The 26,414-nt window shown below is 50.6% G+C and carries 16 protein-coding genes; 13 read left to right on the top strand and 3 right to left on the bottom strand.

Features of this window, described 5'->3' with window-relative positions; all coding sequences use genetic code 11:
• Positions 1-372 precede the first annotated feature (372 nt).
• From tsaB to T495_RS0114485, 13 genes are all read left to right on the top strand, one after another.
• Positions 373-1,062 carry a tRNA (adenosine(37)-N6)-threonylcarbamoyltransferase complex dimerization subunit type 1 TsaB gene (gene tsaB / locus T495_RS0114545; RefSeq protein ID WP_028903402.1) on the top strand — a complete coding sequence of 230 codons (690 nt, stop codon included), beginning with the start codon at positions 373-375 and terminating at the stop codon, positions 1,060-1,062.
• A 31-nt stretch (positions 1,063-1,093) separates the two neighbouring features.
• Positions 1,094-1,687 carry a DUF4290 domain-containing protein gene (locus tag T495_RS0114540; RefSeq protein ID WP_028903401.1) on the top strand — a complete coding sequence of 198 codons (594 nt, stop codon included), beginning with the start codon at positions 1,094-1,096 and terminating at the stop codon, positions 1,685-1,687.
• Between the two features lie 5 nt (positions 1,688-1,692).
• Positions 1,693-2,997, top strand: a complete 1,305-nt coding sequence (murA, locus tag T495_RS0114535) for a UDP-N-acetylglucosamine 1-carboxyvinyltransferase (RefSeq protein ID WP_033149200.1) — start codon at positions 1,693-1,695, stop codon at positions 2,995-2,997.
• Positions 2,994-3,503 carry a ribosome maturation factor RimM gene (gene rimM / locus T495_RS0114530; RefSeq protein ID WP_033149199.1) on the top strand — a complete coding sequence of 170 codons (510 nt, stop codon included), beginning with the start codon at positions 2,994-2,996 and terminating at the stop codon, positions 3,501-3,503. The genes murA and rimM overlap by 4 nt, the downstream gene beginning before the upstream one ends.
• Positions 3,500-4,657 (top strand): 1-deoxy-D-xylulose-5-phosphate reductoisomerase, encoded by a 1,158-nt coding sequence (locus T495_RS0114525; RefSeq protein WP_033149198.1) that lies wholly within the window; start codon positions 3,500-3,502, stop codon positions 4,655-4,657. Before rimM ends, T495_RS0114525 begins: the two co-directional genes overlap by 4 nt.
• A gap of 6 nt (positions 4,658-4,663) precedes the next feature.
• Entirely contained in the window at positions 4,664-6,094 is a 1,431-nt protein-coding gene (gene rseP, locus T495_RS0114520; RefSeq protein ID WP_033149197.1) for an RIP metalloprotease RseP, read from the top strand.
• A 10-nt stretch (positions 6,095-6,104) separates the two neighbouring features.
• Positions 6,105-7,694, top strand: coding sequence for a DUF6377 domain-containing protein (locus tag T495_RS0114515; protein ID WP_033149196.1), 1,590 nt, complete (start codon positions 6,105-6,107; stop codon positions 7,692-7,694).
• Between the two features lie 190 nt (positions 7,695-7,884).
• Positions 7,885-8,379 (top strand): DUF5004 domain-containing protein, encoded by a 495-nt coding sequence (locus T495_RS0114510; RefSeq protein WP_028903395.1) that lies wholly within the window; start codon positions 7,885-7,887, stop codon positions 8,377-8,379.
• A 15-nt stretch (positions 8,380-8,394) separates the two neighbouring features.
• The gene (locus tag T495_RS0114505) at positions 8,395-9,657 is read left to right on the top strand and encodes a hypothetical protein (protein WP_033149195.1); all 1,263 of its coding nucleotides are present in this window, start codon (positions 8,395-8,397) and stop codon (positions 9,655-9,657) included.
• A gap of 21 nt (positions 9,658-9,678) precedes the next feature.
• Positions 9,679-12,594 (top strand): TonB-dependent receptor, encoded by a 2,916-nt coding sequence (locus T495_RS0114500; protein ID WP_033149194.1) that lies wholly within the window; start codon positions 9,679-9,681, stop codon positions 12,592-12,594.
• A 29-nt stretch (positions 12,595-12,623) separates the two neighbouring features.
• Positions 12,624-14,156, top strand: coding sequence for a RagB/SusD family nutrient uptake outer membrane protein (locus T495_RS0114495; protein WP_028903392.1), 1,533 nt, complete (start codon positions 12,624-12,626; stop codon positions 14,154-14,156).
• Position 14,157: 1 nt separating this feature from the next.
• A complete protein-coding gene (locus tag T495_RS0114490) occupies positions 14,158-15,360 on the top strand; it encodes a hypothetical protein (protein WP_033149193.1) in 1,203 nt (400 codons plus the stop codon).
• A 2-nt stretch (positions 15,361-15,362) separates the two neighbouring features.
• Complete coding sequence (locus tag T495_RS0114485) at positions 15,363-17,345, top strand: glycoside hydrolase family 97 protein (RefSeq protein ID WP_033149214.1); 1,983 nt, start codon at positions 15,363-15,365, stop codon at positions 17,343-17,345.
• 69 nt (positions 17,346-17,414) lie between these two features.
• Here T495_RS0114485 and T495_RS0114480 read toward each other — a convergent pair whose 3' ends face one another.
• From T495_RS0114480 to T495_RS0114470, 3 genes are read right to left on the bottom strand one after another with little or no spacing between them, the layout of a single operon-like run.
• A complete protein-coding gene (locus tag T495_RS0114480) occupies positions 17,415-20,279 on the bottom strand; it encodes a glycoside hydrolase family 2 protein (protein WP_051652090.1) in 2,865 nt (954 codons plus the stop codon).
• Positions 20,280-20,294: 15 nt separating this feature from the next.
• A complete protein-coding gene (locus T495_RS0114475; RefSeq protein WP_081832153.1) occupies positions 20,295-23,534 on the bottom strand; it encodes a TIM-barrel domain-containing protein in 3,240 nt (1,079 codons plus the stop codon).
• A gap of 5 nt (positions 23,535-23,539) precedes the next feature.
• Positions 23,540-25,762: a GH92 family glycosyl hydrolase gene (locus T495_RS0114470; RefSeq protein WP_051652094.1), complete on the bottom strand. Its 2,223-nt coding sequence runs from the start codon at positions 25,760-25,762 to the stop codon at positions 23,540-23,542.
• Positions 25,763-26,414 lie beyond the last annotated feature (652 nt).

The raw sequence follows: 26,414 nt of genomic DNA, 5'->3' as shown, positions 1-26,414 counted from the left end.
TCAGGTGGTGTTCCTGATTTGCGGGTGCAAAGGTACGGCTTTTTTTGAAACTACCAAAACTTTTCGAGAGAAATTTTCATTTTTCATGCATTTTTTTGGCCGCTCTTGACAAATATCAATCCGAAAAATATTGTCACATTATTATATATTATATAGAGAGAATCAGAACCAGGCAAAAACCGTGAGTTAATTCAAATCATCAATCGAGCCGGCTCAAATCATCAATCGAATTAACTCACGTGATTTTCGCACCCGATTCCACAAGAACTGAAGCACAGGCTACATACTACGTTAATTTCTGATAAAACGATGGTAGTTGACAAAAAAATGATTACCTTTGCACCTTACTTATATAGGAAACAATTAAAAAGTATGTCGACGATATTACATATTGAAACCAGTACGGACGTATGCTCCGTTGCTGTTTCGGAGGACTCACACGTCATCTTTCAGCAAGAAGATCACAGCGGTCCGAATCATGCAGAAAGTTTAGGTTCTATGGTTGACGAGGCACTCTCGTTTACCGATAATCACGCCATTCCCTTTGATGCCGTGGCTGTAAGCTGTGGTCCGGGCTCCTACACAGGACTGCGCATCGGCGTATCAATGGCAAAGGGAGTATGCTACGGCAGGAATCTGAAACTGATTGCCGTCCCTACGTTGGAATTGCTCTGTGTACCTGTGCTATTAAGAGAGATTCCCGAAGAGGATGCCCTACTCTGTCCAATGCTTGACGCTCGCCGCATGGAGGTATATGCCGGCATCTATGACAGAGCACTAAAACCCATTCGTGAGATTGGTGCCGATGTAGTGACCGCAGAGACCTACAAAGAATACCTGGATGAACACCCTGTGTACTTCTTCGGCAATGGCGCCAAGAAATGCATGGAGACCATCAATCACCCGAATGCCCATCTGATTGAGGGCATCGAACCACTGGCCAAGTGGATGCAGCCACTGGCAGAGAAGCGACTACTGAACAATCAGACAGAAGATGTGGCCTATTTTGTGCCGTATTATCTGAAGGACTTTGTGGCGAAGCTTCCAAAGAAGCTACTATAATGAATAACGAATAGTGAATAATGAAGAGTTTATGGATATAAAAGGATTAGATTACAACACACAGCGAGAGAAGCTGGTGATGTCGGAATACGGGCGCGAGATCCAGAAGATGGTTGAGATTGCCTGCGAATTGCCGACAAAAGAAGAACGCCTGCAATGTGCATATACCATCATCAAACTGATGGAGACTAAAAACCCACAACTGAAGGAAAATGAAGACTTTGAGCAGACACTCTGGAATCATCTGTATCTGATGAGTCACAGAGAGCTCGAGATTGACTGGCCTTTCGATATCAGCGAGGCCGATAAAATCCTATCGAAGCCCCAGCCCATGAAACTGCCTCAGGATGGCGTGAGACTGCGCCACTATGGCAGACTGGTCGAGGAGCTCTTTCTGAAGTTAAAGACGATGCCTGATAGCGAGGAGCGTAATGCCCTGATAAGATACACCGCTAATCAGATGAAACGCGACTTGGCACTATGGGGTCACGGCTCTATGGATGATGAACGTGTGGCCGATGATCTGGCACGTTATACCGACGGTGCCGTCCAGATAGACCTGGGCGCCTTTAGATTCGAAAAGGTAACAGCACCTGAAGACAAGAAGAATAAGAAAAAGAAATAACCGATATGGCATCATTTATCATCGAAGGCGGCCATCTTCTGAAAGGAACCATCACGCCGCAGGGTGCCAAGAACGAAGCCTTGCAGGTTATCTGCGCCTCTTTGTTGACAGAGGAAGAGGTGATTATCCGTAACATCCCGAACATTCGCGATGTAAACAACCTCATCCAGCTGCTGCGTGATATTGGTGTAAAGGTTTCAAAGAAAGAGGAAAATACCTACGCATTCCACGCCGACGAGCTGAACCTTGATTATCTGGAGAGCGATGAGTTTGTACAGAAATGTGCTGCTCTGAGAGGGAGCGTCATGATGATTGGTCCACTGTTGGCCCGCATGGGCAAAGCCATCATCACCAAACCTGGTGGTGACAAGATCGGGCGCCGTCGTCTGGACACCCATTTCTTAGGATTCGAGAAACTTGGAGCTTCCTTCAACCGCATAGAAGGTCGCGACGTGTACGAGATTTCGGCCAAGAAGCTGAAAGGCACATACATGCTACTCGACGAGGCCTCAGTGACTGGTACGGCCAATATCATTATGGCTGCCGTATTTGCCAAAGGCACCACCACCATCTATAACGCCGCCTGCGAACCCTACCTGCAGCAGCTCTGCAAGATGCTGAACGGCATGGGTGCCTGCATCAGTGGCATTGCTTCGAACCTACTGACGATTGAAGGCGTGGACCGTCTGCATGGCACCGATCATCTGATTCTGCCCGACATGATTGAGGTAGGATCATTCATCGGCATGGCAGCAATGTGTGGCGATGGCATCCGCATCAAGAATGTCAGCGTAAAGAACCTCGGCATCATTCCCGATGCCTTCCGTCGTTTGGGCGTCAAGCTCAAAGTTGAAGGCGACGACCTTTGGGTGCCCCGTCAGAAGCACTATGAGATACAATCGTTTATGGATGGTACCATCATGACACTGGCCGATGCCCCCTGGCCAGGACTGACTCCCGACCTGCTATCAGTACTCATCGTAGTAGCTACGCAGGCACGTGGTTCGGTACTGTTCCACCAGAAGATGTTCGAAAGTCGCCTGTTCTTTGTCGACAAGCTGATCGACATGGGAGCACAAATCATCCTCTGCGATCCTCACCGTGCGGTAGTCGTTGGTCACGACCGCAAGATTACCCTACGTGGCGGACGCATGTCGAGTCCCGACATCCGTGCTGGTATCGCCCTGCTGATTGCCGCTATGAGTGCCAATGGCACCAGCCGCATCGACAATATAGAACAGATAGACCGTGGCTACGAGAACATCGAAGCCCGTCTGAATGCCCTCGGCGCAAAAATCACAAGAGCATGATACGTCAGGAAGAAGTATATAAGATAGGTAAGTTAGGCAAGGTACACGGCGTGAAAGGAGAGATCAGCTTTCTCTTCGACGATGACGTGTTCGATCGTACTGATGCCGACTATCTGATTCTCGACATGGATGGCATCCTTGTACCTTTCTTTATAGAAGAGTACCGTTTCAAGACCGATGACAATGCGCTGATGAAGTTCGAAGGCATTGACACACAGGAACGAGCCAGAGAGCTGACTGGCTGTGAGGTCTATTTTCCCCGCGAGATGGCAGAGGACGATGAGGAGCAACTTTCATGGGCTGCCATCGTGGGATTTGAGCTGATTGATGCCAACACCAACAAGGTTGCTGGTCGCATAGCCTCGATTGACGACACGACCATGAACATCCTCTTCGAGTTGGAAGACGGCAAACTGATTCCCGCATCGGAAGAACTGATTACGGATGTAGATACAAAGAAACAACAAATAAAAGTAAAACTGCCGGAAGGCATTTTAGAGTTATGAAGAGACAAATAGCCATTCTCGGCTCTACGGGGTCGATAGGAACGCAGGCACTCGAGGTCATCGAAGAACATGCAGACCTGTATGAGGTGTACTGCCTAACTGCTAACAATAAGGTAGAACTGTTGGCCGAGCAGGCTCACAAGTTCAAGCCCGCAGCCATCGTCATAGCCAATGAAGCACGTTACGATGAGCTGAAGTCGCTGATGAGCGACATGCCCGATGTGAAGGTTTATGCCGGAGCTCAAGCTCTGAACGAGATTGTAGAAGCCGGCCCCATCCATATGGTACTCACCGCAATGGTAGGTTTCGCCGGCCTGAACCCCACCATTCACGCTATCAAAGCCGGCAAGACTATTTGCCTGGCCAACAAGGAGACATTAGTGGTGGCAGGCGAACTGATTCTGCAGTTGGCTCAGCAGTACCACACCCCCATCCTGCCTGTCGACAGCGAGCACTCTGCCATCTTCCAGAGTCTGGTTGGTGAGGATCAGAATCCGATAGAAAAGATTCTGCTGACAGCGTCAGGCGGTCCATTCCGCTTGAAGTCGATGGAAGAGATAGCCCACGTGACCAAGGCCGACGCCCTGCGCCATCCCACATGGGACATGGGAGCCAAAATCACCATCGATTCTGCATCGATGATGAACAAAGGTTTCGAGGTTATCGAGGCTAAGTGGCTCTTTGGTGTGGATGCCAAACAGATTCAGGTATTGGTTCACCCGCAGAGTATCGTCCACTCGGCCGTTCAGTTCCAGGATGGTAGCGTAAAAGCTCAGTTAGGTGTGCCCGATATGCGTCTGCCCATCCAGTATGCCTTCTCGTTTCCACAGCGTTTGCACCTGAGTGGTGAGCGTCTCGACCTGTTTAAGGCTCAGCACCTGGAGTTCTTCGAGCCCGACTTGGAGAAGTTCCGTTGCCTGGCACTCGCTTTCGAGGCGATCGACAAGGGAGGTAACATGCCATGTATCGTGAATGCAGCCAATGAGATTGTGAACCGCGGATTCTTAGAAGACAAGTGCGGTTTCCTGCAGATGGGCGACATCATTGCCGAGACCATGCAGCGTGCCACCTTCGACAAGAACCCCAGCTACGACACCTACATCGCTACCGATGCCGAGGCTCGTCGCATCGCTACAGAATTAATGAACAAGTAATCAACAATGGATATTTTTTTAATTAGACTTTTGCAATTCATGCTGGCCATTGGCCTGCTGGTGCTGCTCCATGAGGGCGGCCACTTCTTCTTTGCCAAGCTCTTTGGCATCCGCGTAGAGAAGTTTTATCTATTCTTCGATCCCAGCATCTGGAAATGGGACGGCAGTCTGTTTAAGTTCAAGCCCAAGAACAGCGATACCCAGTACGGTGTGGGCTGGTTGCCATTAGGCGGATACTGTAAGATTGCCGGAATGATCGACGAGAGTTTTGATACCGAACAGATGAAACAGCCCGAGCAGCCTTGGGAATTCCGTTCGAAACCCGCTTGGCAGCGCCTGTTGGTGATGATTGGCGGCGTATTGGTCAACTTCCTGCTGGCCCTGTTCATCTACTCCATGATCCTGTTCTACTGGGGTGACACCTATATCCCCACCAAGAACATGACACTTGGTATGAAGTTCAACACCGAGGCCAAGCAGTACGGATTCCAGGATGGCGATATCTTGGTAGGTACTGAGAAAGGCGAGTTCAAGGACTTCTCTGCCGACATGTACCGCGACCTGAGCGAAGCCACTCGTGCCGACATCATCCGCAATGGCAAGGCTATGAGCATCAGCCTGCCAGGCGACATCAACCTGTTAGGTATGCTGAAGGCAGAGCCATCATTTGTACGTCCGTTGATTCCTGCAGTAGTTGACAGCGTGATGAACGATTCACCTGCCGCAAAGATGGGCCTGCAGAAAGGCGACAAACTTGTTGCGATTAACGGCAAACCCGTTGACAGCTACAATGAGTTTACCGACCAGCTCGGTGTGCTCGAAGATATGATGACCGCCGCCAAGACACAGGCCGACAGTATGAAGATCCGTACTGCCACTATCGTTTTCGAGCGTGAAGGTCTCCTGATGGACAGCATCGATAATCAGACCGCCAAGACAGCCATGATTCGCGACACCGCTACCATCACGCTGACACCCGACCTCAAGCTCGGATTCTTTGTGCAGACCATTGCAGGCATCTACAAGCCCGTCACAAAAGAATACGGATTCTTTGAGAGCTTCCCCGCAGGCATTGCCTACGGTTTGAACGTACTGAAGGGCTATGTTGGCGACATGAAATATGTGTTCACAGCCGACGGAGCCAAGTCGATAGGTGGTTTCGGCGCCATTGGAAGTCTGTTTCCACCAGTATGGGATTGGTATCTGTTCTGGAAGATGACCGCCTTCCTCTCTATCATCCTGGCTTTCATGAACATTCTGCCCATCCCCGCCTTGGACGGAGGACATGTATTGTTCCTCATCTACGAGATGATTACCCGTCGCAAGCCTTCTGAGACATTCATGGTTCGCGCTGAATATGTTGGCTTCGGACTACTCATCCTATTGATGGTCTTTGCCAACCTCAACGATATTCTACGCTGGTTAGGTTATATGTAATTAAAGAACAATGCGTCAGGTACTGTTTTCTATCCTCTTGATGGCCAGTTGCCCCATGAGTTGGTCGGCAACAAACCATTCTGACATCATTCAGAAGTTAGAGAACAGTCTTGAGCATAAAGACGACTATGTCAAAGCCAAGGAGACGCGTATTGCTGGCATCCGACAACAATTAGAGGATGCCAACAATACGCTCTCACTTTATCATATCTATCATCAGTTATATGATGAGTACAAGTCGTATAAATACGATTCGGCACACATCTATGCACAAAAAAGCTTAGAGACTGCTATTGGCCTCAAGAAAAAGGATTATATCATTGAGGCAAAATGTGCCGTTGTATTCTGTCTCTCATCAGCAGGCTTATATAAGGAAGCTTTCGAAACACTCGAGAGTATTGATATCAAGGGAGCTTCGACCGACTATCGCAAGAAGTTCTTCTGGATGGCAAGTCGCCTGAACTATGATATGGCCGACTATAACCACTCCATGCCATATCAGAAAAAATATGTAACGCAAGGAGGCATATACACCGACTCATTGCTGAGATATCTCACACCTCAATCATCCGACTGGCTCTATGCCGTAGCCATGAGACAGATGAAGGAGTACCACTATGAGCAAAGTATCGGAACCTTTAAAACACTACAGAAAGACTCTCTCCTCGATCCCCATATCAAAGCCATTGTGACCTCCTGTCTGGGGTGGATCAGTATCTCACAGAAAGAACGCGAAGCAGCCAAAGACTATCTGGCGCAGGCCGCTATCTACGATAACGAGACTGCCACCAAAGAGACCACTGCTCTTTGCGTATTGGCCGAGATGCTTTACGAAGACGGAGATATTGAACGCGCCACCCGCTTCGTTCAGGAGTCGATGAACGATGCCAACTTCTACGATGCCCGCCAGAGAAAGATCCAGATAGGTAATATCCTACCGATTATTGAGCAAGACAGATACAACATCATCAAAAACGAGCGAAATGCCATCACAACAGCACTCATCGTAGCGCTGCTGGCTGTTGTATGCTTGCTTATTGCCACCTACATCATCTGGAAACAGATCAAGAAACTAAAAGAAGCCCGTAAAACCATTGTTGAAAGGAATACGGCACTCCAACAAACCAATGCCCAGCTCTCAGAAGCTAATGCCATCAAGAATGAATATATTGGCAAAACCTTCTATATCAATGCCCAATATATTAATAAGGTGGAGAAACTATATAAGACCTTAGACCGTAAGATTGTCACCCGCCAATATGAAAACCTACAGACATCGCTGAAGGAATCAGAGTTGATGGCTGATCGCAAGAACATGTTCAATGGTTTCGATGAGACATTCCTTAAACTGTTCCCACATTTTGTAACTGAGTACAACAAACTCTTCGATGAGAAAGACCAGAAGATGCCCGACAACGACAAATCGCTTACTACCGAGATGCGCATCTTTGCACTAATGCGCCTGGGTATCACCGACAGTGATAGCATTGCCAGTTTCCTTGACTACTCCGTTCATACCATCAACACCTATAAAACCCGCGTTAAAAACAAATCCATCGTGGATAATGAGGAGTTTGAGCAACGAATCATGGCCATTTAACCCCATATTCCTTTAATACAATTCTCAGATTACAAAAATATTAAGTGACTCATTTTCAGTTACTTAAACTTTTAGTACCCCTAATTTTCTTAATACAATCCATAATATTTAATCCCTTCAGTTCTCATTTGTCGTAATTTTGCACCGACAATTTTTAACTAAGTTCATTCACTCTAAAAACTTAAAAGAAATGAGAACAGAAAAAAGATTAATCAGGGCTTTCGCCTTAACAGTAGCAACGCTACCGATGCTGGTGTTGTCGTCATGCAGCACCACGGAAGACGGCTCCTTTGTAGACCCCATCAAGCTCACGGAGAAGATTGGTGGAAACTGGATGCTCAACTCCATCACGCAAGTAGATGAGACAAGCGGCAACGAGATGACGCTGACAAATCTGCTTGGATTCGACACCTTCTGTATCAACCTATCAGAGGGCGGACAGTTTTCTATATCAGGAAATGCGCCCAAACTGATTCCCACCACAGGTACATGGGAGTTAGACAACAATTATGTAAAATCAACAGGCGAGGCAACCCAGTTATTACTGAAAGGCAGTGAAGGGGATGTGAAGTTGACGGTTACCAGCACACCTGGTGCTACACCTGAACTGGGCTTCCAGCTGTCACGTACCTCTGAAGGTAAAGCATTCCTATCTTATAAATACTCATTATCACCCGTAGAATAAAATAAAAATGCCATTATGAAAAAGAATTGCATCAAAAACATCATACTATTGACAGCCTTTCTGCTTGTATCAATGGCAGGAGCTGCACAGACAATAGACCACGGTGGTCCTCAGAGAATGTGGACTGTACCAGCAGTCTTCTCGGTCGACGAAGAAGTAACCTTCTATTTCGACATGAACGATGCCGGTTTCAGAGAAGGAGTCGACCTTTATCTCTGGTGTTGGAACCCCTCAGAGCCCGATGCCGGTAACTGGGAGAACTCATCCGATTTTGCCAAACTGACCTATCAGGGTGACAATATCTATACGATGACAATGGTACCCACAAAATACTTCTCAAGCGGTGCATCAAGCATGAGTGAGCAGGAGGTGTACGACTATTGCCAGACTGCCGACTGGCCAGGTTTCTGGTGCCGACTGAAAACGAAGGACGGAAGCGAAGAAAGTGATGTTTTCCAGGCCCCTGACTCTCGTTCAGAGTGGACTGACTTTGCTGAATCAGGCCAAGATGTCAAATTCTATAGCGGTATCAAGGCGCAGGGTTTCAAAGAACTCTTCACCTTGAATGATCCATTGACGGTAGTATTCAATGGCGACCTGTTTACCATCGGCGGACGTACCATGAACGAGGTGGCCCAGGATGCCGATTTCATCCAGTTCGGAACTCATGCAGGTCTTAACGACTGGGAAGTTCAGCAACAGCTGAACACCTGGCGCCCCAAGTGCCTGGAGAAGGTAAAAGTGAAGCAGTTGACCAATGGTTATTGGGTATGGAATATCGGTGTACCTGGCGATTATTTTGCCACCAACCCTGGTGATGGCGATGAGATTATCCCCACCATTCTGGCCGATGCCGACACCCGTTCTGCTTATGAGCTGGAGAATATCTGCTACCTCGTAGTCAAGGTTCAGCCCAATGGTGAAGGAAATCCTGACTGGGGCCCCAATAGCGGCGACAAGAGTCAGAAGGCAGGTGCTGCTGTTCCCTATCCCGATCCTGTTTTCGGAATTTTCCCCACCAAATTCACGCCGAAAGACATCATCACGCTGACACGCCAGTATAATGAGCGTAATGCTGGCGAATTGAAATATATCGTCAAGGCAGGCAGCAAAACACTGACTGGTGAGATTCCAGGTGTTCGCGACAAACGAACAGTAACCCTGAACCTGACTGATGAGCTGAGTGGCACAACCGCTTCAGAAATCGAAATTGAGATACAAAAAGAAGACGGAACACCTGTAGAAAAGAGAACCATACAAGTTCCCACAGAGGATTAATCGCAAAAAAAAGAGAATCATATGAAACGATATCTGTTTATGATAGTGACAGCCTTATTGATGGTCTGCCACAGTGCACAAGCACAGAATATAACGGCTAACGGAAAAGTCGTTGACAACAATCAAGAGCCCCTCATTGGTGCCACCATCAGAGTGGTCGGGCAGTCAGCAGCTGGTGTCATCACCAATGCAGAAGGTCTGTTCTCCATCAACTGCGCCAAGAGCAGCACGCTCGAAATCTCGTATGTGGGCTATCTCAGTCAGCAAGTCAAGGCAGCACCTAACATGCAGATCGTTCTGCAGGAGGATGCCAAAGTGCTTGATGAGACCATCGTCGTTGGTATCGGTTATGGTACCATGCGCAAAAGCGACCTGACAGGATCAATCGCATCTGTCAGCGCCAAGGACATGAAGCAAGGCGTCATCACCTCAACAGAGCAGCTGCTGCAAGGAAAGGTGGCAGGTCTGAGCATCGTACAGTCGTCAGGTGCACCTGAGGCTGGTGCCAGCATCCGTCTGCGTGGCGGCACCTCGCTCTCTGCCTCCAACGGTCCACTGGTTGTCATCGATGGTATAGCTGGTGCTGACATCAACTCTGTCCAGCCCACAGAGATTGTATCGATGGATATCCTGAAGGATGCCTCAGCCGCTGCCATCTACGGTAGCCGTGGTGCCAATGGTGTCATTATCGTCACCACCAACCGTCAAGGCGGCGATGTTGAACAGAGCTCTATCCAGTACAACGGCTATGTAGCTTTTGCGCAGGCCGCTTCCAAGCTCGATCTGCTCTCAGCCAATCAATGGCGTAGTTATGTCCGTAACAACAACGTACTCAATGCCAACGATTTTGGTGGCGACGTGGATTATCAGGACGAGCTGCTCCGTACGGCTATCTCTCATTCGCATAACCTCTCTTTCAGCAACTCAAAGAAGCAGAGCGGCTATCGCGCATCAGTCACTTACAACAACAACCAAGGCGTCATCGAGCGCAGTAACATGAACCGCCTGGCAGGCTCGCTGACAGCCTATCAGATTGGCTGGCAGGGACGTCTGCGCCTGGACGAGGGCATCAATGCCAACTTCGACAGCTGGCACCCCATCGATACACGTATCTTTGAGCGTATGACCAATGTCAACCCCACCTTCCCTGTCAATAATCCTGACGGTTCGTTTGCACAGTTGGCTGGTCTGAACACCGAGAATCCTGTAGAACTGAACAGCAATCGTAATGACGACCAGAAGCGTCATCGTTTCCTCGCCTATCTCAAAGCTGAGCTCGACATCATCGATGGCTTGAAGTACACCGTTAATGGTTCGTACGAGCAGAACTCCACCAAGGGAGGTATCTACAAGCCAACCTATGCCCGCCTGGAAGGTCAGAGCATGAGCGGCTGGGGACAGCGCACCTATGCCGACTATACCAACAAGCAGTTGGAAACCTATCTCACCTACGACAAGTTGTTTGCTGACATCCACCATCTCAACCTGATGGCAGGTTATTCCCACCTGAATAATATCTACGAAGGATTCGGTTCTACTCGTTCCGGATTCGATACCGATGCCTTCCTGTATAACAATCTGGCTGCAGGTACTGATTACAAGCAGGGCGATGTTTACAGCTATAAAGGCGAGGCAACTCTGATCTCATTCTTCGGACGCGTGAACTATACCCTCGACAACAGATACATGCTGACAGCCACTCTACGCCGTGACGGTAGCTCACGATTCGGCGACAACCACAAATGGGGCACCTTCCCATCTGTTTCATTAGCATGGCGCATCAGCAACGAACAGTTCATGGAGAGTACCAAGTCGTGGCTCGACAATCTGAAACTACGTGCTGGCTTTGGTATCACTGGTAACCAAGATGGCATCGGCGAGTATAAGTCGCTGGCCACTATCGGCATTGCCGGTATCACCAAAAATGCGGCTACAGGCTTGTGGAAAAACACCTACGCCCAGAACCAGAACCCCAACCCCGACTTGAAGTGGGAGGAGACAGCCCAGTGGAATATCGGTATCGACTTCGCCATGTTCAACAAACTGCATGGTAGTCTGGAGCTGTATTACAAGAAGACCAGCGATCTCCTGTGGACCTACCCTGTTCCCCAGCCACCTTACCCTTACGGCACTATGCTTGCCAACGTTGGCGACATGGAGAACAAAGGTTTCGAGCTGACCCTTGGCTATAATGTCATCCGCACTAAGGACTGGACGGTCGATGTCAACGCATCAGCATCATACAACAAGCAGGAGATTACCAAGCTCTCTAACGACCAGTACGAGGCAGTAGGACTGCAGGCCGGTTCACTCCATGGCTTGAGCGGCATGTCGAACATGTATGCCCAGACCATTCGTGAAGGCTACCCTGCAGGCGCATTCTGGGGACCCAAGTGCTTAGGCATCGATGCCGACGGTCATTATATCCTGAACACAGATGCCGATGGCAATCCTATCAATGAATATCTGGGATCGGCTCAGCCCAAGTGGAATGCCGGCTTGGCCATCAATGTGACCTATCGCGATCTCGACCTGTCAGTTGCCGGCTATGGCATGTTCGGTCAGAAGATTCTCAATGCCACCCGCATGGTACTATTCGATTCCAACCGTTTCCCCTCACAGAACGTGCTCGACGACTGCATGACCAGTGGTATTACAGAGGCACCCAAGTACTCCGACTACTTTATCGAGAACGGTTCTTTCTTCCGCTTGCAGAGCATCACCCTCGGCTACACACTGCCCAATCCCAAGGCGTTAGGACTCAGCCGTCTGCGCTTCTATGTCACTGGCGAGAATCTGTTCTGCCTGACAGGCTACAAGGGTCTTGACCCTGAAGTACAGATTCCAGACAATGTACTCAACGACCCAGGTATCGACAAGTTTAATTCTTATCCTCGTCCACGTACCATCTCTGTTGGTGTGAACGTAAGCTTCTAACATGAAACAAATAAAGATTCAAAACAATTATGAAAGCAAGATATATTATTTCTGCACTTTGTGCTTCGGCTTTTGCACTGAGCGCATGTACAAACCTTGATGAGCATCTGTACGACAAACTGACGATTGATGATTTCAAGGGTGATAAGAGTTCTATTCTGGCCGAGTCGTTTGTCAACAGTGCCTATGCCACCCTGCGCGGCTATGGCTCTGGTACCGACGAGGGCAATGGCATCAACTGCTACCCTACCTGCGAATACGTATTCTTCACTGCCGAGTGCGCCAGCGACGAGGCATGTATCCCCACCCGTGGTTCCGACTGGTACGACGGTGGCCGCTACCAGGAACTGCAGTTCCACACCTGGACACCCGATAATGATGGTGTCACCTCTATCTGGCGCTACAACTTCGTAGGCATCTCTAAGATCAACGCCGTATTGAGTCAGGTCGATCAGACTGAGATTCCTGCAGCCGCCAAGAAATCGGCCGAGGCCGAACTCAGAGGTCTGCGCGCCTACTATTATTATAATCTGCTCGACAACTTCGGCAATGTGCCCATCATGAAGGACTTCAACACCAGCGAACTGCCCAGGAACGCCTCACGCCAGGAGGTATTCAACTTTGTTGAAAGCGAGTTGAAGGAGGTGCTGCCCTCGTTGCCGACAGACATCATCTACGGCCGTTTCACCCAGAATGTTGCCAACACACTACTGGCCCGTCTGTATCTCAATGCCGAGGTCTATACAGGCCAGGCCCGTTGGCAGGACTGTCTGAACGCCTGCGAGAAGGTGCAGGGCTATACCCTCGAAGGTACCTACAAGGCCAACTTCTATATCGAGAACGAGAAGTCGAAGGAAATTATCTTTGCCATCCAGTACGACCACGCACAAGGCACTGTAGGCAACTATCTGGCCTCTATGTCGTACCACTACAACCAGAAGTATGCTTTCTCGCCTGATGGCAACTGGCAGTGGAGCGGCAATGGTATCTGTGGTCAGCCTGGTCTCTACTCATCGTTCGAGGAGGGTGATGTGCGTCGCAACTGCTTGATGATCGGTCAGCAGAAGAGCGCCAAGGATGGCAGCAATGTGCTGATGGAGAATGGCGAGCCCCTGAACTATACCGAGGATATCGAAAACTTCACCAATGCCAAGCAAAACGAAGGCGTACGTCTCGACAAATATGAGTGGAGCGTGAACGACCAGTGGGAGCGCGATAACGACTGGGTGCTGATGCGCTATGCCGAGATCCTGATGATGCAGGCTGAGTGCTACTTCCGTCTGGGCGACACACAGACCGCTCTGAGCTACATCAACAGAGTGCGCGCCCGTGCCAACGTCGAGGGACTCACCAGTCTGACACTTGATGCCATCGACAACGAGTGGAAGCATGAGTTCGTTTTCGAGGGTCTGCGCCGCAACGTGAACATCCGCTTCGGCACCTTCTTCAAGTCGTGGTGGAACAAGGAGGAAGACCCTGCCGACCATCACACAGGCCTCTTCCCCATCCCCCGTGTAGAAATGGAAAAGAACCCCAATCTGGTTCAGAACCCCGGTTATTAATATGAGAAAGAACATGTTTTTATATACCATACTACTCTCCGCATGCAGCCTCTGGGCAGCATGTGGGGGCAGTGGTAGCAGCGACGAGCCCGTTACACCGCCCACGCCGCCAGTCATCGTGGATGAGGAACCTGGCGCTCCTGTCCAGCCAGCAAAGTCCGTCTCCATGAAGCTCTATGCCCACTACATGCCTTGGTTTGTAAAGCCTACAGCCGCTGGTGTATGGAACCACTGGACAATGAGTGCCAACGCCTTGAAGAGCGACAAGAGCAATCTGGCGAGTCATTACGAGCCGCTGACAGGTGCCTACGCCTCCGATGATGAGGCCATACTCGACTACCAGTGCCTGCTGATGAAATACGCCGGACTGGATGGTGTCATCATCGACTATATGGGCGAATCGGGCAAGAACGATTTCGGCACCATTGCCGCCAACACCAAGAAGATGGTCAGCGCCATCACCAAGGCCGGCATGGAGTTCGCCCTCTGCTACGACGAGCAGACAGCCCTTGCCACAGGTGTATTCCCTCAGGCCGACGATGCCAAGGACCAAGGCCGAACCGACATGCGGTTTATCAAGAGTAACTATATGAATAAGGATAGTTATGCCAAGCACAACAACAAGCCCGTGCTGCTGATGTTCGGTCCTGCCCGCATGACAGGTGCTGCCAACTGGGAGTATATCACCAATCCACTGGGCGATGCTGAAGTAGTGGTACTCAACGGTCACACCAGCAATTACGGCACCCCTGCAGGTGAGTTCCTGTGGGTCAATCCCACACCCGACTACAGTAAGTTTCAGGGGTGGACCATCGGTGGCGCCATGCCTGGGTTCTGGGATGTCTATAAGCAGTTCGGCCAGGGCAACGGCTATACCACCTACGACAGGGAGAACGGTGCCCTGTTCAAACGTCAGTTAGAGGCAGCAAAGAGTGCAGGCCTCAACTGGTTGCAGGTGAGCACCTGGAACGACTATGGCGAGGGTACCACCATCGAACCAACCACACAATACAAATATCAATACCTCACCCTGCTTCAAACGTTCTCAGGCGTCGACTGTACGGAAGCCCATCTGGCGCTCATCCAGCGATGGTATCAAGTCCGCAAGTCGAAGCCGAACGATGCTCAGGTAGCCAAGGCCTACGCGTTCTTGGCAGCCATGCAACCTGCGAAAGCTGAGGAGATCATCAAAACACTCGAATGATTATGAAGAAAACCATCTTATTACTCATCACCATCTTCTCGTTGTCAGCTGCAGCCAAATCGGTCGAAACAGTCAGTTCGCCTGATGGCAGGCTCACGCTTTCAGCAGGCGTAAGGCAGGGACAAGCCTTTTACCAACTATCGCGTGGCAGCGAGCCGGTCATTAATACCTCCAACCTTGGTTTCCAACTGAGTCAAGGGCTGTTCAGCAACAACTTCCGCATAATTGGTTTCCTGCACGACACGAAGGACGAGACGTGGGAGCAGCCATGGGGCGAGGAGCGCTTTGTGCGCAACCACTACAACGAGCTGCGTATGCGCCTGCAGGAGAAGAACGGACTGAAACGCCTGCTCAACGTGGTGTTCCGTGTGTTCGACGATGGCATCGGCTTCCGCTACGAGTTCCCCCAACAGTCTCATCTCAAACAGTTTGAGATTATGGACGAGCTCACTGAGTTCAACCTGCCTTGGGATGCACAAATGTGGTCGCAACCCACCAATGGCACCGTGTACTACGAGGCGCTGTACACCAAGGAGCCCGTCAGCCGCAAGGATACCGTCTCGACTCCAGTCACCATCGAGGCTAAGCCCGACCTCTACTTAGCCATCCACGAGGCCAACCTCACCGACTATGCCAGTCTGAACCTGACACCACGTGACACCAAGCTACTCACGGCACTCACCCCCTGGCAGTCGGGCGTTAAGGTCTATGCCCAAGCCCCCTTTGTGTCGCCTTGGCGCACCATTATCGTGGGGGCAAAGCCTGGCGACCTCATCGCCTCGCGCCTCATTCTAAACCTGAACGAGCCCTGTCGTATCGACACCTCGTGGCTCGAAACAGGCCGTTATATCGGCATCTGGTGGGGCATGCACATGAACGACTACACATGGGCGCAAGGCCCCAAGCACGGAGCCACCACGGAGATGACACGCCGTTATATCGACTTTGCAGCCCAGCATGGCTTCAAGGGTGTACTGGTAGAAGGCTGGAACGAAGGTTGGGATGGCGACTGGACGCGCATAGGCAACCACTTCAAGTTCACTAAACCCTATCCTGATTACGATCTGGAGGGCCTCTGTCGCTATGCTGCCTCGAAAGGCGTGCGCCTCATCGCCCACAACGAGACGGGTGGTTCGGCCACCAACTATGAGCAACAGCTCGATGCAGCTTTCGCCCTCTACCAGCGCCTGGGTATCAATAGTGTGAAGACCGGTTATGTCAACATGATGCTCGATGGCAAGGAGACGCAGCACTCGCAGTACGGCATCCGTCACTACCGTAAGGTCATTGAGACGGCAGCCAAATACCATCTCATGGTGGTGAACCACGAGGGCGCCATGCCCACCGGTCTGCGCCGCACCTATCCCAATCTGGTGGCCACCGAGGATATGCGCGGTCAGGAGTACAATGCCTGGAGCCAGGATGGTGGCAATCCGCCCTACCACGAAGTGCTGCTGCCCTTCACACGTGGCTTGGCAGGCCCGATGGACTACACACCTGGCATTTTCAACTTCACCAACAAGGCTGTGCCAGCCACCCACCCGCAATCCACGCTGGCCAAGCAGCTGTCGCTCTACGTGTTGCTATATACCCCGTGGCAGATGGCAGCCGACGAGATAGAGAACTACGAGCACCAGCCCGCCTTGAACTTCATCGAGTCGTGTCCCACCAACTGGACCGTATCGAAGGTCATCGATGCTCAGATAGGGCGTTATCTGGTGATGGCACGTAAGGACCGTGACAGTGAGCGCTGGTTTGTAGGCGGTGCCACCGATAACGAAGCACGCACCCTGACCATCCCTCTGGATTTCCTCGATGCCAACACCACCTATCGCGCTATCATCTATCAGGATGGTCCTGGTGCCGACTACCGCACCAATCCCTATCCCATGACCATTCTGCAACAGGACGTCAGCTCCATTACTTCGCTCCATATCAACTTAGCCCCCAGCGGCGGTTTTGCCATAACACTATCACCCCTTTAGTATCATACTATCGCGGGGATAGTCTTAGGGTATAGGGGGAGTGATGGATGCTCGATTCGGGTGGAGCAATTAATTTGAAGTCTTTTTCGAAGTATCAACAGAGGGATCAAGGAGCAAATTATCGGTACTACGTTTTGTATTCCGGTACTCAAGTTCACCAGTTTGTTTATTGGTTTTAACCCCTGCATGGCGCAAAATGGCCGAAAGAGTATCAAAGCCCTTCTTGGAATCCGCAAAATTAACGAGCGTACTGACATAAATATGGCCGTGCTTAACGAAGACAGGCAAAGTGGCAGTACACTCGTTTTCTGAGCGTAGCAAGGCAGCTGTTTTGAGTTCCTCTGGGCGCAGGTTCCAGCTGCGCCAATCTGTCTTGCAGGCATTCAACAGCACCTCGCCCTCATCTACAAAGCTTCCCTTCATGGTGTACTCAGCCGCATCGGTCTGCTGGACCTCACAGAAATAGAAATCGCTATTCTGCAGTCCACTCAACCACGAGCGGTTTTCGGGCAGAAACGACGATCGTCTCAAACTGTCGAAGGCAAGCGTTAGTGTGCGGCCGTTCTGCGTCGACAGCAATGGCTGATAACTCTTTACCGTCTCGGGGGTGATTCCCCAAAGCCAGACATCAGCAGCTTGAGATATCTGCTTAACAACAGCGGCTGGCATGGGCTTACTGGCATCAATAATTACCAATGACTTAGCAGCCTTCTGGGCATAAACCACTCCTTGTGCATCGAGCAACTGCTTAAGCGGGCTATCGACACTGCCTACATAATAGACCGCACGGGGAGTTATCGGCATATCCGACTGAGGATGCACATAGGCCAGCGTATCCACATCGGCATAAGCCGACCAGGCACTCTGCGGGTGAGCATTGGCTGCCCGCAACGCAGCATAGAGCGGCCACGGCTTATAAAGCGGCAGATGTGGATCGTAGCCAGGATTGAGCGTAGTGCAATAAGGTCCGATTCGCTCTGGTTGCACGCCTGGCAGTCCTTCGACATAAGGACCGAAAAACACGCCATCGGTCATCGTTGGTGTCTTGGTGACATCACGCTTGCCAAGCGGCAACGGCTGTAGAGCATACCACACCATATTGAATACGGTACTATAGGCGGCTCCCATCACACGCATATTCTTTATCAGATGATAGCACTCATTGGCCAGTCCCTCCATACGTCCTTCGGCACTTTCGTAAGCCCGCTGACCATTGCGTTTAGCCACTTGCTCAGGCGTACCATAATAGCACATGCCTGTTTCGCCGATGCCCCATGGTTTGCCAATCTGCTGCCAGTGATGCATGGCCAGGTCGTCGCCATAATGCCCCACGGTAACGGGCAACATGCCATCCCCATCATCCTCGCCATCAGACGATATCCACGGGCGAGTGGGATCGGCAGTTCGAACGATATCGCGCCAAACGCCCCACTCCTCTTTCTGACGGGGTAGCAGGTCGGGGCGCTTAAAGACATAGAGTATGACAGGTTTGTTCTCATTAGAGATGCTCCAACCGAACACACTGGGATAGTTACGATCGCGCTCAACCAAACGGCGCAGATGCTGACGAGAGTGTGCGAAGAACAACTCAGAATCGAGTTTCGGACCGCCATCGCTGGCCCAGTTAGCCGTCTCGTCGAGCACACAGATACCCATTTCATCGGCCATCTCCATATACAGACGGGGATATACCTGCGCATGCAGACGGACGGCATTGCCATTCATACCCTTTATCGCCTGATACCACGCCCAGGCGTAGCGGCGCGTCAGCTGTGGGATACCCATGAAATGCCAAGAGTCGCTCTTCAACGAATAAGGCAGGCCATTCAAACATAATCGGGTGTCCTCGAATGTCCACTCGCGCCAGCCAAAACGCTGATATTTTGTATCGAGCGTCTGTCGGCCCTGATTGAGTCTCAGCAGTATGGCATAGAGGTTGGGGTGTTCTGGTGTCCAATACCTAAGCACATGCTCATCAACTGACACCTGAATGGTTTGTGTGGTCTGGCTATGAGCACCTATAGTAACAGCTTTCGCAGGAAGCATCAAAGCAGTACGTCCCAGACTCCAGTTGGGCTCAGGGGCGGTATTCACCTCTGTTCCTGCATGGTTCAGCCACTCGTGAACCACACCATCCAACTGCAGCTTAGCTTGCTTGGCAGTGTGGTTCTCGATAGTCAGTTCCAGTTCTAGCATGCCCTTTGATACGAGTGGCTTTACATAGATATCCTTCACAAAGATGCGTGGTTTGGCCACAAGATAGACATCCTGCCAGATGCCATTGATATAATAGCCCCACATAGACCCAGCTGGCAGAATACGACGTCCTACTGTCGATTCATCTTCAAACAGCCATTGGCTACGTACGCCCACAAGCACTTCAACACTCTGACCAACCTCAACCACATCGGTCACATCCACGTCGAAAGGCAGGAACAGATCGAAGTTGCAGCCCACCTTGTGACCATTAACATAGACGACAGCCTCACCCGCCACTGCCTCGAAGTGCAGACTGATCTGTTTGTCGTCCCAATCGGCAGGCACTTGTATGGTCTTACGCATCCATGCCATCTTGACGTTTTCCCATGCTTTTGGATATGAGGGGTAATTACGATGATCGGGACCTTCCAGATTATTAAAAGCAAAACCATTGATATTCCAAGGCGAGGGTATTTTGATGCGCACGTTGTCCCAACCATTATCCTGTGGCATGGGCAAAGCCGGTGCTTCGCCTTTACCATGTACGAACTCCGCTGGCAGGTCAACAGGTTGGAAATCCCAGTAGCCATTCAAACAGATGTCGTCCCTATAAGGTTTCTCATACCTGTTCACCCACCCTTCAGTAGGTGCAAAGGTGTGATGATAAACCAGTTTCTGTGTTTTTGCCGGCAGCGCAAATAGCAGCACTGCTGATAACAGTTTCAGATATTTCATTTCGAATGATGCCTATTACTTAATCCGTTTTGTTTCTCTTTTTCCTTGAACAACAGTTGCTATTGTACCATCGTCATGATAGAAGAGGCGATCGGCACAAATACTGCGCAGATTACCCTGACGGGACAGTGTGCAACAATGATAGAACGCATACCATTGCCCTTTGAACTCTACCACAGAGCCATGAGAAGTATCACAGTCTGTGGGTTCCAAATACACCCCTTTATACTCCCATGGACCAAGGGGTGAGTGACTCATGCAATAACGTAAACGGTTTCTCTGTACACCATTCTCCACATAGTTATCAGCATAAGTAAGGTAATACCAGCCATTGTATTTATGTACATAAGGTGCTTCATGAAAATCGACTATCCCCTTCATTGGACTCATCTCCCCATCCAGTTCCACCATATTATCCTTCAACTTTCCCCCATAGCAATCCGGTCCCGTTCCACCGCCGTTATAGATATAGGCCTGGCCGTCGTCATCAACGAACACACAAGGATCAATGGCAGAAGGCGCCCCCTTGATATAGCCCACGACCTTAAACCCGCTGGCAGGTTTATCACTAACAGCCACGCCAATCTTCCAGCTATGAAAGGTCTCGGTTTCGCTGGGGTGTGGAAAATAGAAATAGTATTTCCCATTCTTATAGGCACAGTCGGGTGCCCACATCCATCCTCCCTCCTTACGTCCCCAAGGCACCTGGCTTTGACGCAATATCTCACCATGGTCAATCCAATGTACCATATCATCTGTTGAGAACACATGATAAGCATCCATCAGATCACATCCGCGCGCAGGGTAGATATCATGTGAGGCATAAACATATAAGCGGCCATCAGCCCAGACATGAGCTGACGGGTCAGCCGTATAGATATGCGTGATGAAGGGATTAGCAGCCATCTGCCGGCATGCCACTTGTTTTCCCGACATATCAACAGTTGTGCGCCTGCCATCATATGTAACCATCTGACTACCGGTCATGGCATGCCCATCGGCTAAAGGCTGTTCCGGAGTTACCACCACAACACGGAAGGTGCGCTGCTGTATCATACCCGGATACGCCCCGTTACGTTCACCTATCGTGAGCTGTTTTGCCTGGTCGTCCCAATGGAAACGGATCTCGGAAGACTGACTCTGCTCATAGCCATAGCCGTCGAAGGCATCTTCATAGAGTGTAAAATCACCATCAGCCCCGGGATAGACTCTGATCTCCATATCATCCCACTTCTTCTCGGTGGCATACTGCACATCTGGTCCCCACGGCATGATGGAGCCAGCTTTGACATAAAGCGGGATGACGTGATAAGGCGCCTGTTTATACAGCCATTGTCCACCTTTCAATGTCTCACCTGTCCAAAAGTCAATCCAATCATTTCCTGAGGGGAGATAGACCTGACGGCCATCTGCCTTATCAGATAGCATGGGTGCAACGAGGAAGTTCTGTCCGAACAGGTATTCGTCAATGATCTCTGCAGCCTGGCTATCATGCGGGAAGTAAAGAGGCAAGGCACCCATTAACAACTCGCCTTTCGTGTTTAGCTGATGCACCTGGGAATAAAGCCAAGGCAGAAGGCGATAACGCAACCGGATGTATCGCAGGATATTATCATAGGTGCCCTCGGCATCGCCTTCGGTACCATAGTTCCAGATCTCGCGAGGTGTATTCGTGCCATGGAAACGCAGCATCGGTGTAAAGGTGGAGAACTGCGTCCAACGGGCAAAAAGCCGACGATAAGCAGGATTCCGACAGCCGCCCTCGTAATCGCGCACCCAGAAGCCACCCGTATCGCTGTTCCACAAGGGCAGACCGCTGATAGATGCACTCAAAGCCGCAGGAATCTGACGGGCCAACGTCTGCCAGTTGGCATCGATATCGCCACTCCACACGAATGCGCCCGTACGTTGCATACCTAAGAAACCGGAACGGGTGAGGATGCTGACACGCTTATCGGCCAGCAAAGGCTCCTGACGATGACGGTTATAAACACCCAGAACGGTGGCCAAGGGGAAAGCATTACGTAGCGAGCGCCACGTGCGACCAGCACCTGTCACAAAGTCGAGATCGGCCTCGGTTCCAGAATAATCGGGTTCGGTTGAATCGAGCCAAAGGGCATCGACCCCATGACGCAGCAATCCATCGAACATGTGATGCCAGTAATAGTTACGCGCATCGCTGTCGAAGGCATCGTACACACGCGACTCGACATCGTTGGGGAACGATTTGCCAGGCAAAAGCTTACCCAACGACTGCAGATGCTGGTATTGCTCGGTGGCTGGTCCATAATCGGGCCAGACAGATACTAATAGCTTGGCATGGAGCGCATGCACAGAGTCAATCATCTGCCGATAGTCGGCAAAGGCCGGATTCAGGAAACGCTGAGCATTCCAATGCATATTATCGCCCCAGTACTGCCAATCTTGCACCATGCAATCGACAGGTACACGCAGACTACGCAGACGTTTTAATGCTCCCAGCAGTTCCTGACTGCTGGTATAACGCTCCCTGCTTTGCCACACACCTAAGTTCCAAAGTGCAGGCATGGGAATATGACTGGTCAGGCCGAAAACGGCACGCTGAGCCGAAACAGCATCGCTGCCCACAAGCACATAATAATCGATAGCACGGCCTGTAGATGTAAAAGAAGTGCCCTTGGCATCATCGTCGAAATCAGTGGGCGAATAGTTGTCCCAATAGAGTGCATAGCCCTTTGAAGACAGGAACATGGGGATACATATCTTCATATTCTCGTTGACCAGACGAATATGCTGACCACGCTGGTTCAGACGACCATTCTGTAGCTGGCCCAATCCGTAAATACGTTCATTGGGCGCAAGGGTAAAAGACTGACGGACAGTGTACGCATCGAACGGTCCATCCTGACAAGGCGTGAACTGCATAGCCTGTTCGCTGATGAGCAGCTGGCCATCAGGACGGCGCACACTGACCATGCCAGTGCGTTGGTGATAATCGACCACCACCCGACTGGTTGAAAGAATCAGATGCTGCTTGCGCTGTTCTTGTCTGAGCGTAGCAAGAGTAGTGGTCTGTGCTCCGACGACAAGCTTATCCGACTGATAGTTTACATCGTACGATTTAGTGACATGCAACACGCTGTCGTTCAGAAACGACACCTTAATATAGAGTCCCTGATGGAACACTGCTATTCCATTTCGTTCGCTCTTGATTTTCGCAGATGAGAATCCTACGCACAAGAGTAGAACGAATACCATTATAATATATCTTCTCATGTTGATTAATTGATTTTTGCTGATGGAGGTACAGCATCTTCAGCAGCCCCCCACTGTTTGTTAGGATGCGCACCCATCTGCAGTTCGAGCACCCCACCCTGCATCAGCTGCTGGTGACTGAGCCAGGGCTGATTCCAAGGTTGACCATTAAACGTGGCACTCTGAATATACTTATTCTGAGCCGAAGCCCCATGGGCGCGCACCTCGAAAATACGACCATTCGACAACGTAAGCACAGCCAAGGGGAAGAGCGGCGAACCGATGTTGTAGACAGGCAGACCTGGAGTGACGGGATAGAGACCTACAGACGAGAACACCACGAAAGCCGACATGCCCGATCCGTCCTCGTCGCCAGGAACACCCATCAGGTCATTGCGGTACCAGGTACGGAGACACTGGCGAATACGTTTCTGAGTCATCCAAGGCTGACCGGCATAATTATACAGATAGGGTATATGGAACGAGGGTTCGTTGGCCATCGAGAACTGACCAATATTGCCTGTATGATCGGGCATCATAGCATAGAACTCGCATTTACTTTTGCCTAACGGCTCGGCGAAAGTCTGGTTCAAATTGGCGACAAACTGCTGGCGCCCACCCATCAACTGAATCAGATCAGCAATATTATGAGGCACATCCCAACGATATATCCAACCATTGTTCTCATCATAATACTGACGGGCTCCAACACCGCCATCGTATCGATAGTCAAGAGGGGTAATGAATTCACCCTCCTTGTTCTTCGGATGAAAGAAACCTGTTTCTGCATTAAACAGATGACGATAGTTCAGACTCTGACGAGCATACTTTTCAGACAATTGCAACCACTGCTGGCGCTCCTTCTTCTTGGCTGTTGTACTTAGATGCTTCGCAATCTCTGAGAGTGCGAACGCATCATAACTGGTACCTAAGGTGACAGCCACTGGCTGACGTTTCTCCCAACCATTCACATTGGGGTCGTTCTCCTTCTCGCCTGGATTCAGAGCGGGGATATAGCCATGAGCCTGATAGAACTGATCAATCCAGCCCGCTTTTGCCCCCGACCATGGCGCCAAGGTTTTTTCCTCCATGGCCTTCTGAGAATAACGGAAAGCCTTCTGCGCATCGACTCTTAAGCCTTTGGCCAAAGCATCGGCCAGTGCGGGAACACCATGATTAGAGTTCATGCGACGTGAGTCGCCATTCAACTCCGGGAACGTAGGCAACCATCCGTTGCCCATCTGTTCGGCCATCAGAAGATAGGAATTCAGGATGTTTTCTTCGACAGACTGATCCATTAGCGTACGCAAAGGATGGGCAGCACGATAAGTATCCCATATCCAATCGTCATTATAGAACGGCGTGCCACCATCGTCATGCACCTGTCCATCGAAGGGACTCCAATAACGCCCATCCTCGCTCATACATACAGGACGTTCGAAGGTGCGATAATAAGCGGTATAGAAGACTGTCAGATCATTATCAGAAGTCCCTTTCACCTGTATACGTCCAAGGGCATCGTTCCATGACTGACGACCTGCAGCGGCCAGACTATCGATATCGAAGCCAGACTGTTCGCGATACAGGTTGGCCTTGGCCTGTGCTTCGCTGATAAAAGAGATGCCGTAACGCAGATGTACTTTCTGAGTTAACAGAGGATAACGGACCCCCACGCCACTGGTACTACCTCCTGAAGAGAGTGTGACGGTCTGCGTGGGCTGCTCAAGCGACTCCATATAAATATAGACCTTGGTATCGTTGCTAACTGAACCATCTATGCGCTGCCAGCCATGTATGACACGACCAGAAGCCGTGAGCTGACCATTGTCGGTAGCAAGAACCACACTGGGTGCAATGCCATCATCATAGCTCACCTCGTAGATAGCCGACTGATGACTAACGGCAAAGCGAGCAGACATCTGGTCGTCGAGTTCAATGGCGAACTCATAAGGACGAATTGTCTCATTATCGTAAGTATATTGTTTCTTTAGCGCCAACTGGCTACCTGTCTGTGGCAACAGACTGAAGGCTGAACGTTCACGATGGTTGGTCACAATGATAGGCAAACCAGATACATATTCCGAGGTATAGTCGGCACGCAGAGGATAGACCCTCAACATACTATTGGGCAATTGTACCGTGGGGAACGTAGGTACCAACAGATGGCTGATATTACCGATGTAGGGGTTTACATAGTCGACAGGCTCCTTGACTTGGCGTTTCAGTCGCTGGGCAGCCTGTCCTGCCAGTCGTAGGTAATGATCGTTGCCGATACCATCCTCCAAAGGTACGAATATAGAGCCAGGCTGTCCTACAGGTACACGCCGAGCTATCTTATAGATGGCCGTACCCTCATCTATTTCGTCGAACATTGCAATGTAAATCATCTCTGCACCACTATTGATGGCATGATCGAGTTGCATCTGAAAGAAACGTCCACGGTTGCGAGGTATCTCAACGGCTGGCTTATGGGGATAGTGCATGTTATGCCACGAGAAGCCTGGATAACAAAGCGGGGCATAATCTACACCATGCGCCTTAGCCCAGGCGATATCATCGATGATATGCTGACGATATCTGGTATCAAAGACGCGTTCATCGTAGCGACCAACAAACCACGGCATCACGATATCGCACTGCTGAATCAACTCGTGCAGACGGGCATCGCCCTCGGTATCCTCATAAAGGCGTCGCCAATGGGTGGGTACACCCAGCATGACACTGAAGCCCTGAGCCTTCAGACCACTGATGATGGTTTGAGCCTCATCCAAGCCGTAGCGGCGATGGTCGTTGAAGCCCACGCCCCAAACGGCCACCAATGGGCGACCATTGTGATAGAGATAAGAGGGGGTTTTCTGGTGTTCCTTCAACGCATGGATTGCAGACAGTTCCTTGATATCA

It is taken from the genome of Prevotella sp. P6B1 (genome assembly GCF_000702825.1).
Classification (GTDB): domain Bacteria; phylum Bacteroidota; class Bacteroidia; order Bacteroidales; family Bacteroidaceae; genus Prevotella.
This window is presented reverse-complemented; position numbering and strand designations above follow the sequence as displayed.

Coding starts and splice junctions, on each gene's coding strand:
- tsaB (WP_028903402.1), top strand. CDS start 373: ATGTCGACGATATTACATATTGAAACCAGTACGGACGTATGCTCCGTT.
- T495_RS0114540 (WP_028903401.1), top strand. CDS start 1,094: ATGGATATAAAAGGATTAGATTACAACACACAGCGAGAGAAGCTGGTG.
- murA (WP_033149200.1), top strand. CDS start 1,693: ATGGCATCATTTATCATCGAAGGCGGCCATCTTCTGAAAGGAACCATC.
- rimM (WP_033149199.1), top strand. CDS start 2,994: ATGATACGTCAGGAAGAAGTATATAAGATAGGTAAGTTAGGCAAGGTA.
- T495_RS0114525 (WP_033149198.1), top strand. CDS start 3,500: ATGAAGAGACAAATAGCCATTCTCGGCTCTACGGGGTCGATAGGAACG.
- rseP (WP_033149197.1), top strand. CDS start 4,664: ATGGATATTTTTTTAATTAGACTTTTGCAATTCATGCTGGCCATTGGC.
- T495_RS0114515 (WP_033149196.1), top strand. CDS start 6,105: ATGCGTCAGGTACTGTTTTCTATCCTCTTGATGGCCAGTTGCCCCATG.
- T495_RS0114510 (WP_028903395.1), top strand. CDS start 7,885: ATGAGAACAGAAAAAAGATTAATCAGGGCTTTCGCCTTAACAGTAGCA.
- T495_RS0114505 (WP_033149195.1), top strand. CDS start 8,395: ATGAAAAAGAATTGCATCAAAAACATCATACTATTGACAGCCTTTCTG.
- T495_RS0114500 (WP_033149194.1), top strand. CDS start 9,679: ATGAAACGATATCTGTTTATGATAGTGACAGCCTTATTGATGGTCTGC.
- T495_RS0114495 (WP_028903392.1), top strand. CDS start 12,624: ATGAAAGCAAGATATATTATTTCTGCACTTTGTGCTTCGGCTTTTGCA.
- T495_RS0114490 (WP_033149193.1), top strand. CDS start 14,158: ATGAGAAAGAACATGTTTTTATATACCATACTACTCTCCGCATGCAGC.
- T495_RS0114485 (WP_033149214.1), top strand. CDS start 15,363: ATGAAGAAAACCATCTTATTACTCATCACCATCTTCTCGTTGTCAGCT.
- T495_RS0114480 (WP_051652090.1), bottom strand. CDS start 20,279: ATGAAATATCTGAAACTGTTATCAGCAGTGCTGCTATTTGCGCTGCCG.
- T495_RS0114475 (WP_081832153.1), bottom strand. CDS start 23,534: ATGAGAAGATATATTATAATGGTATTCGTTCTACTCTTGTGCGTAGGA.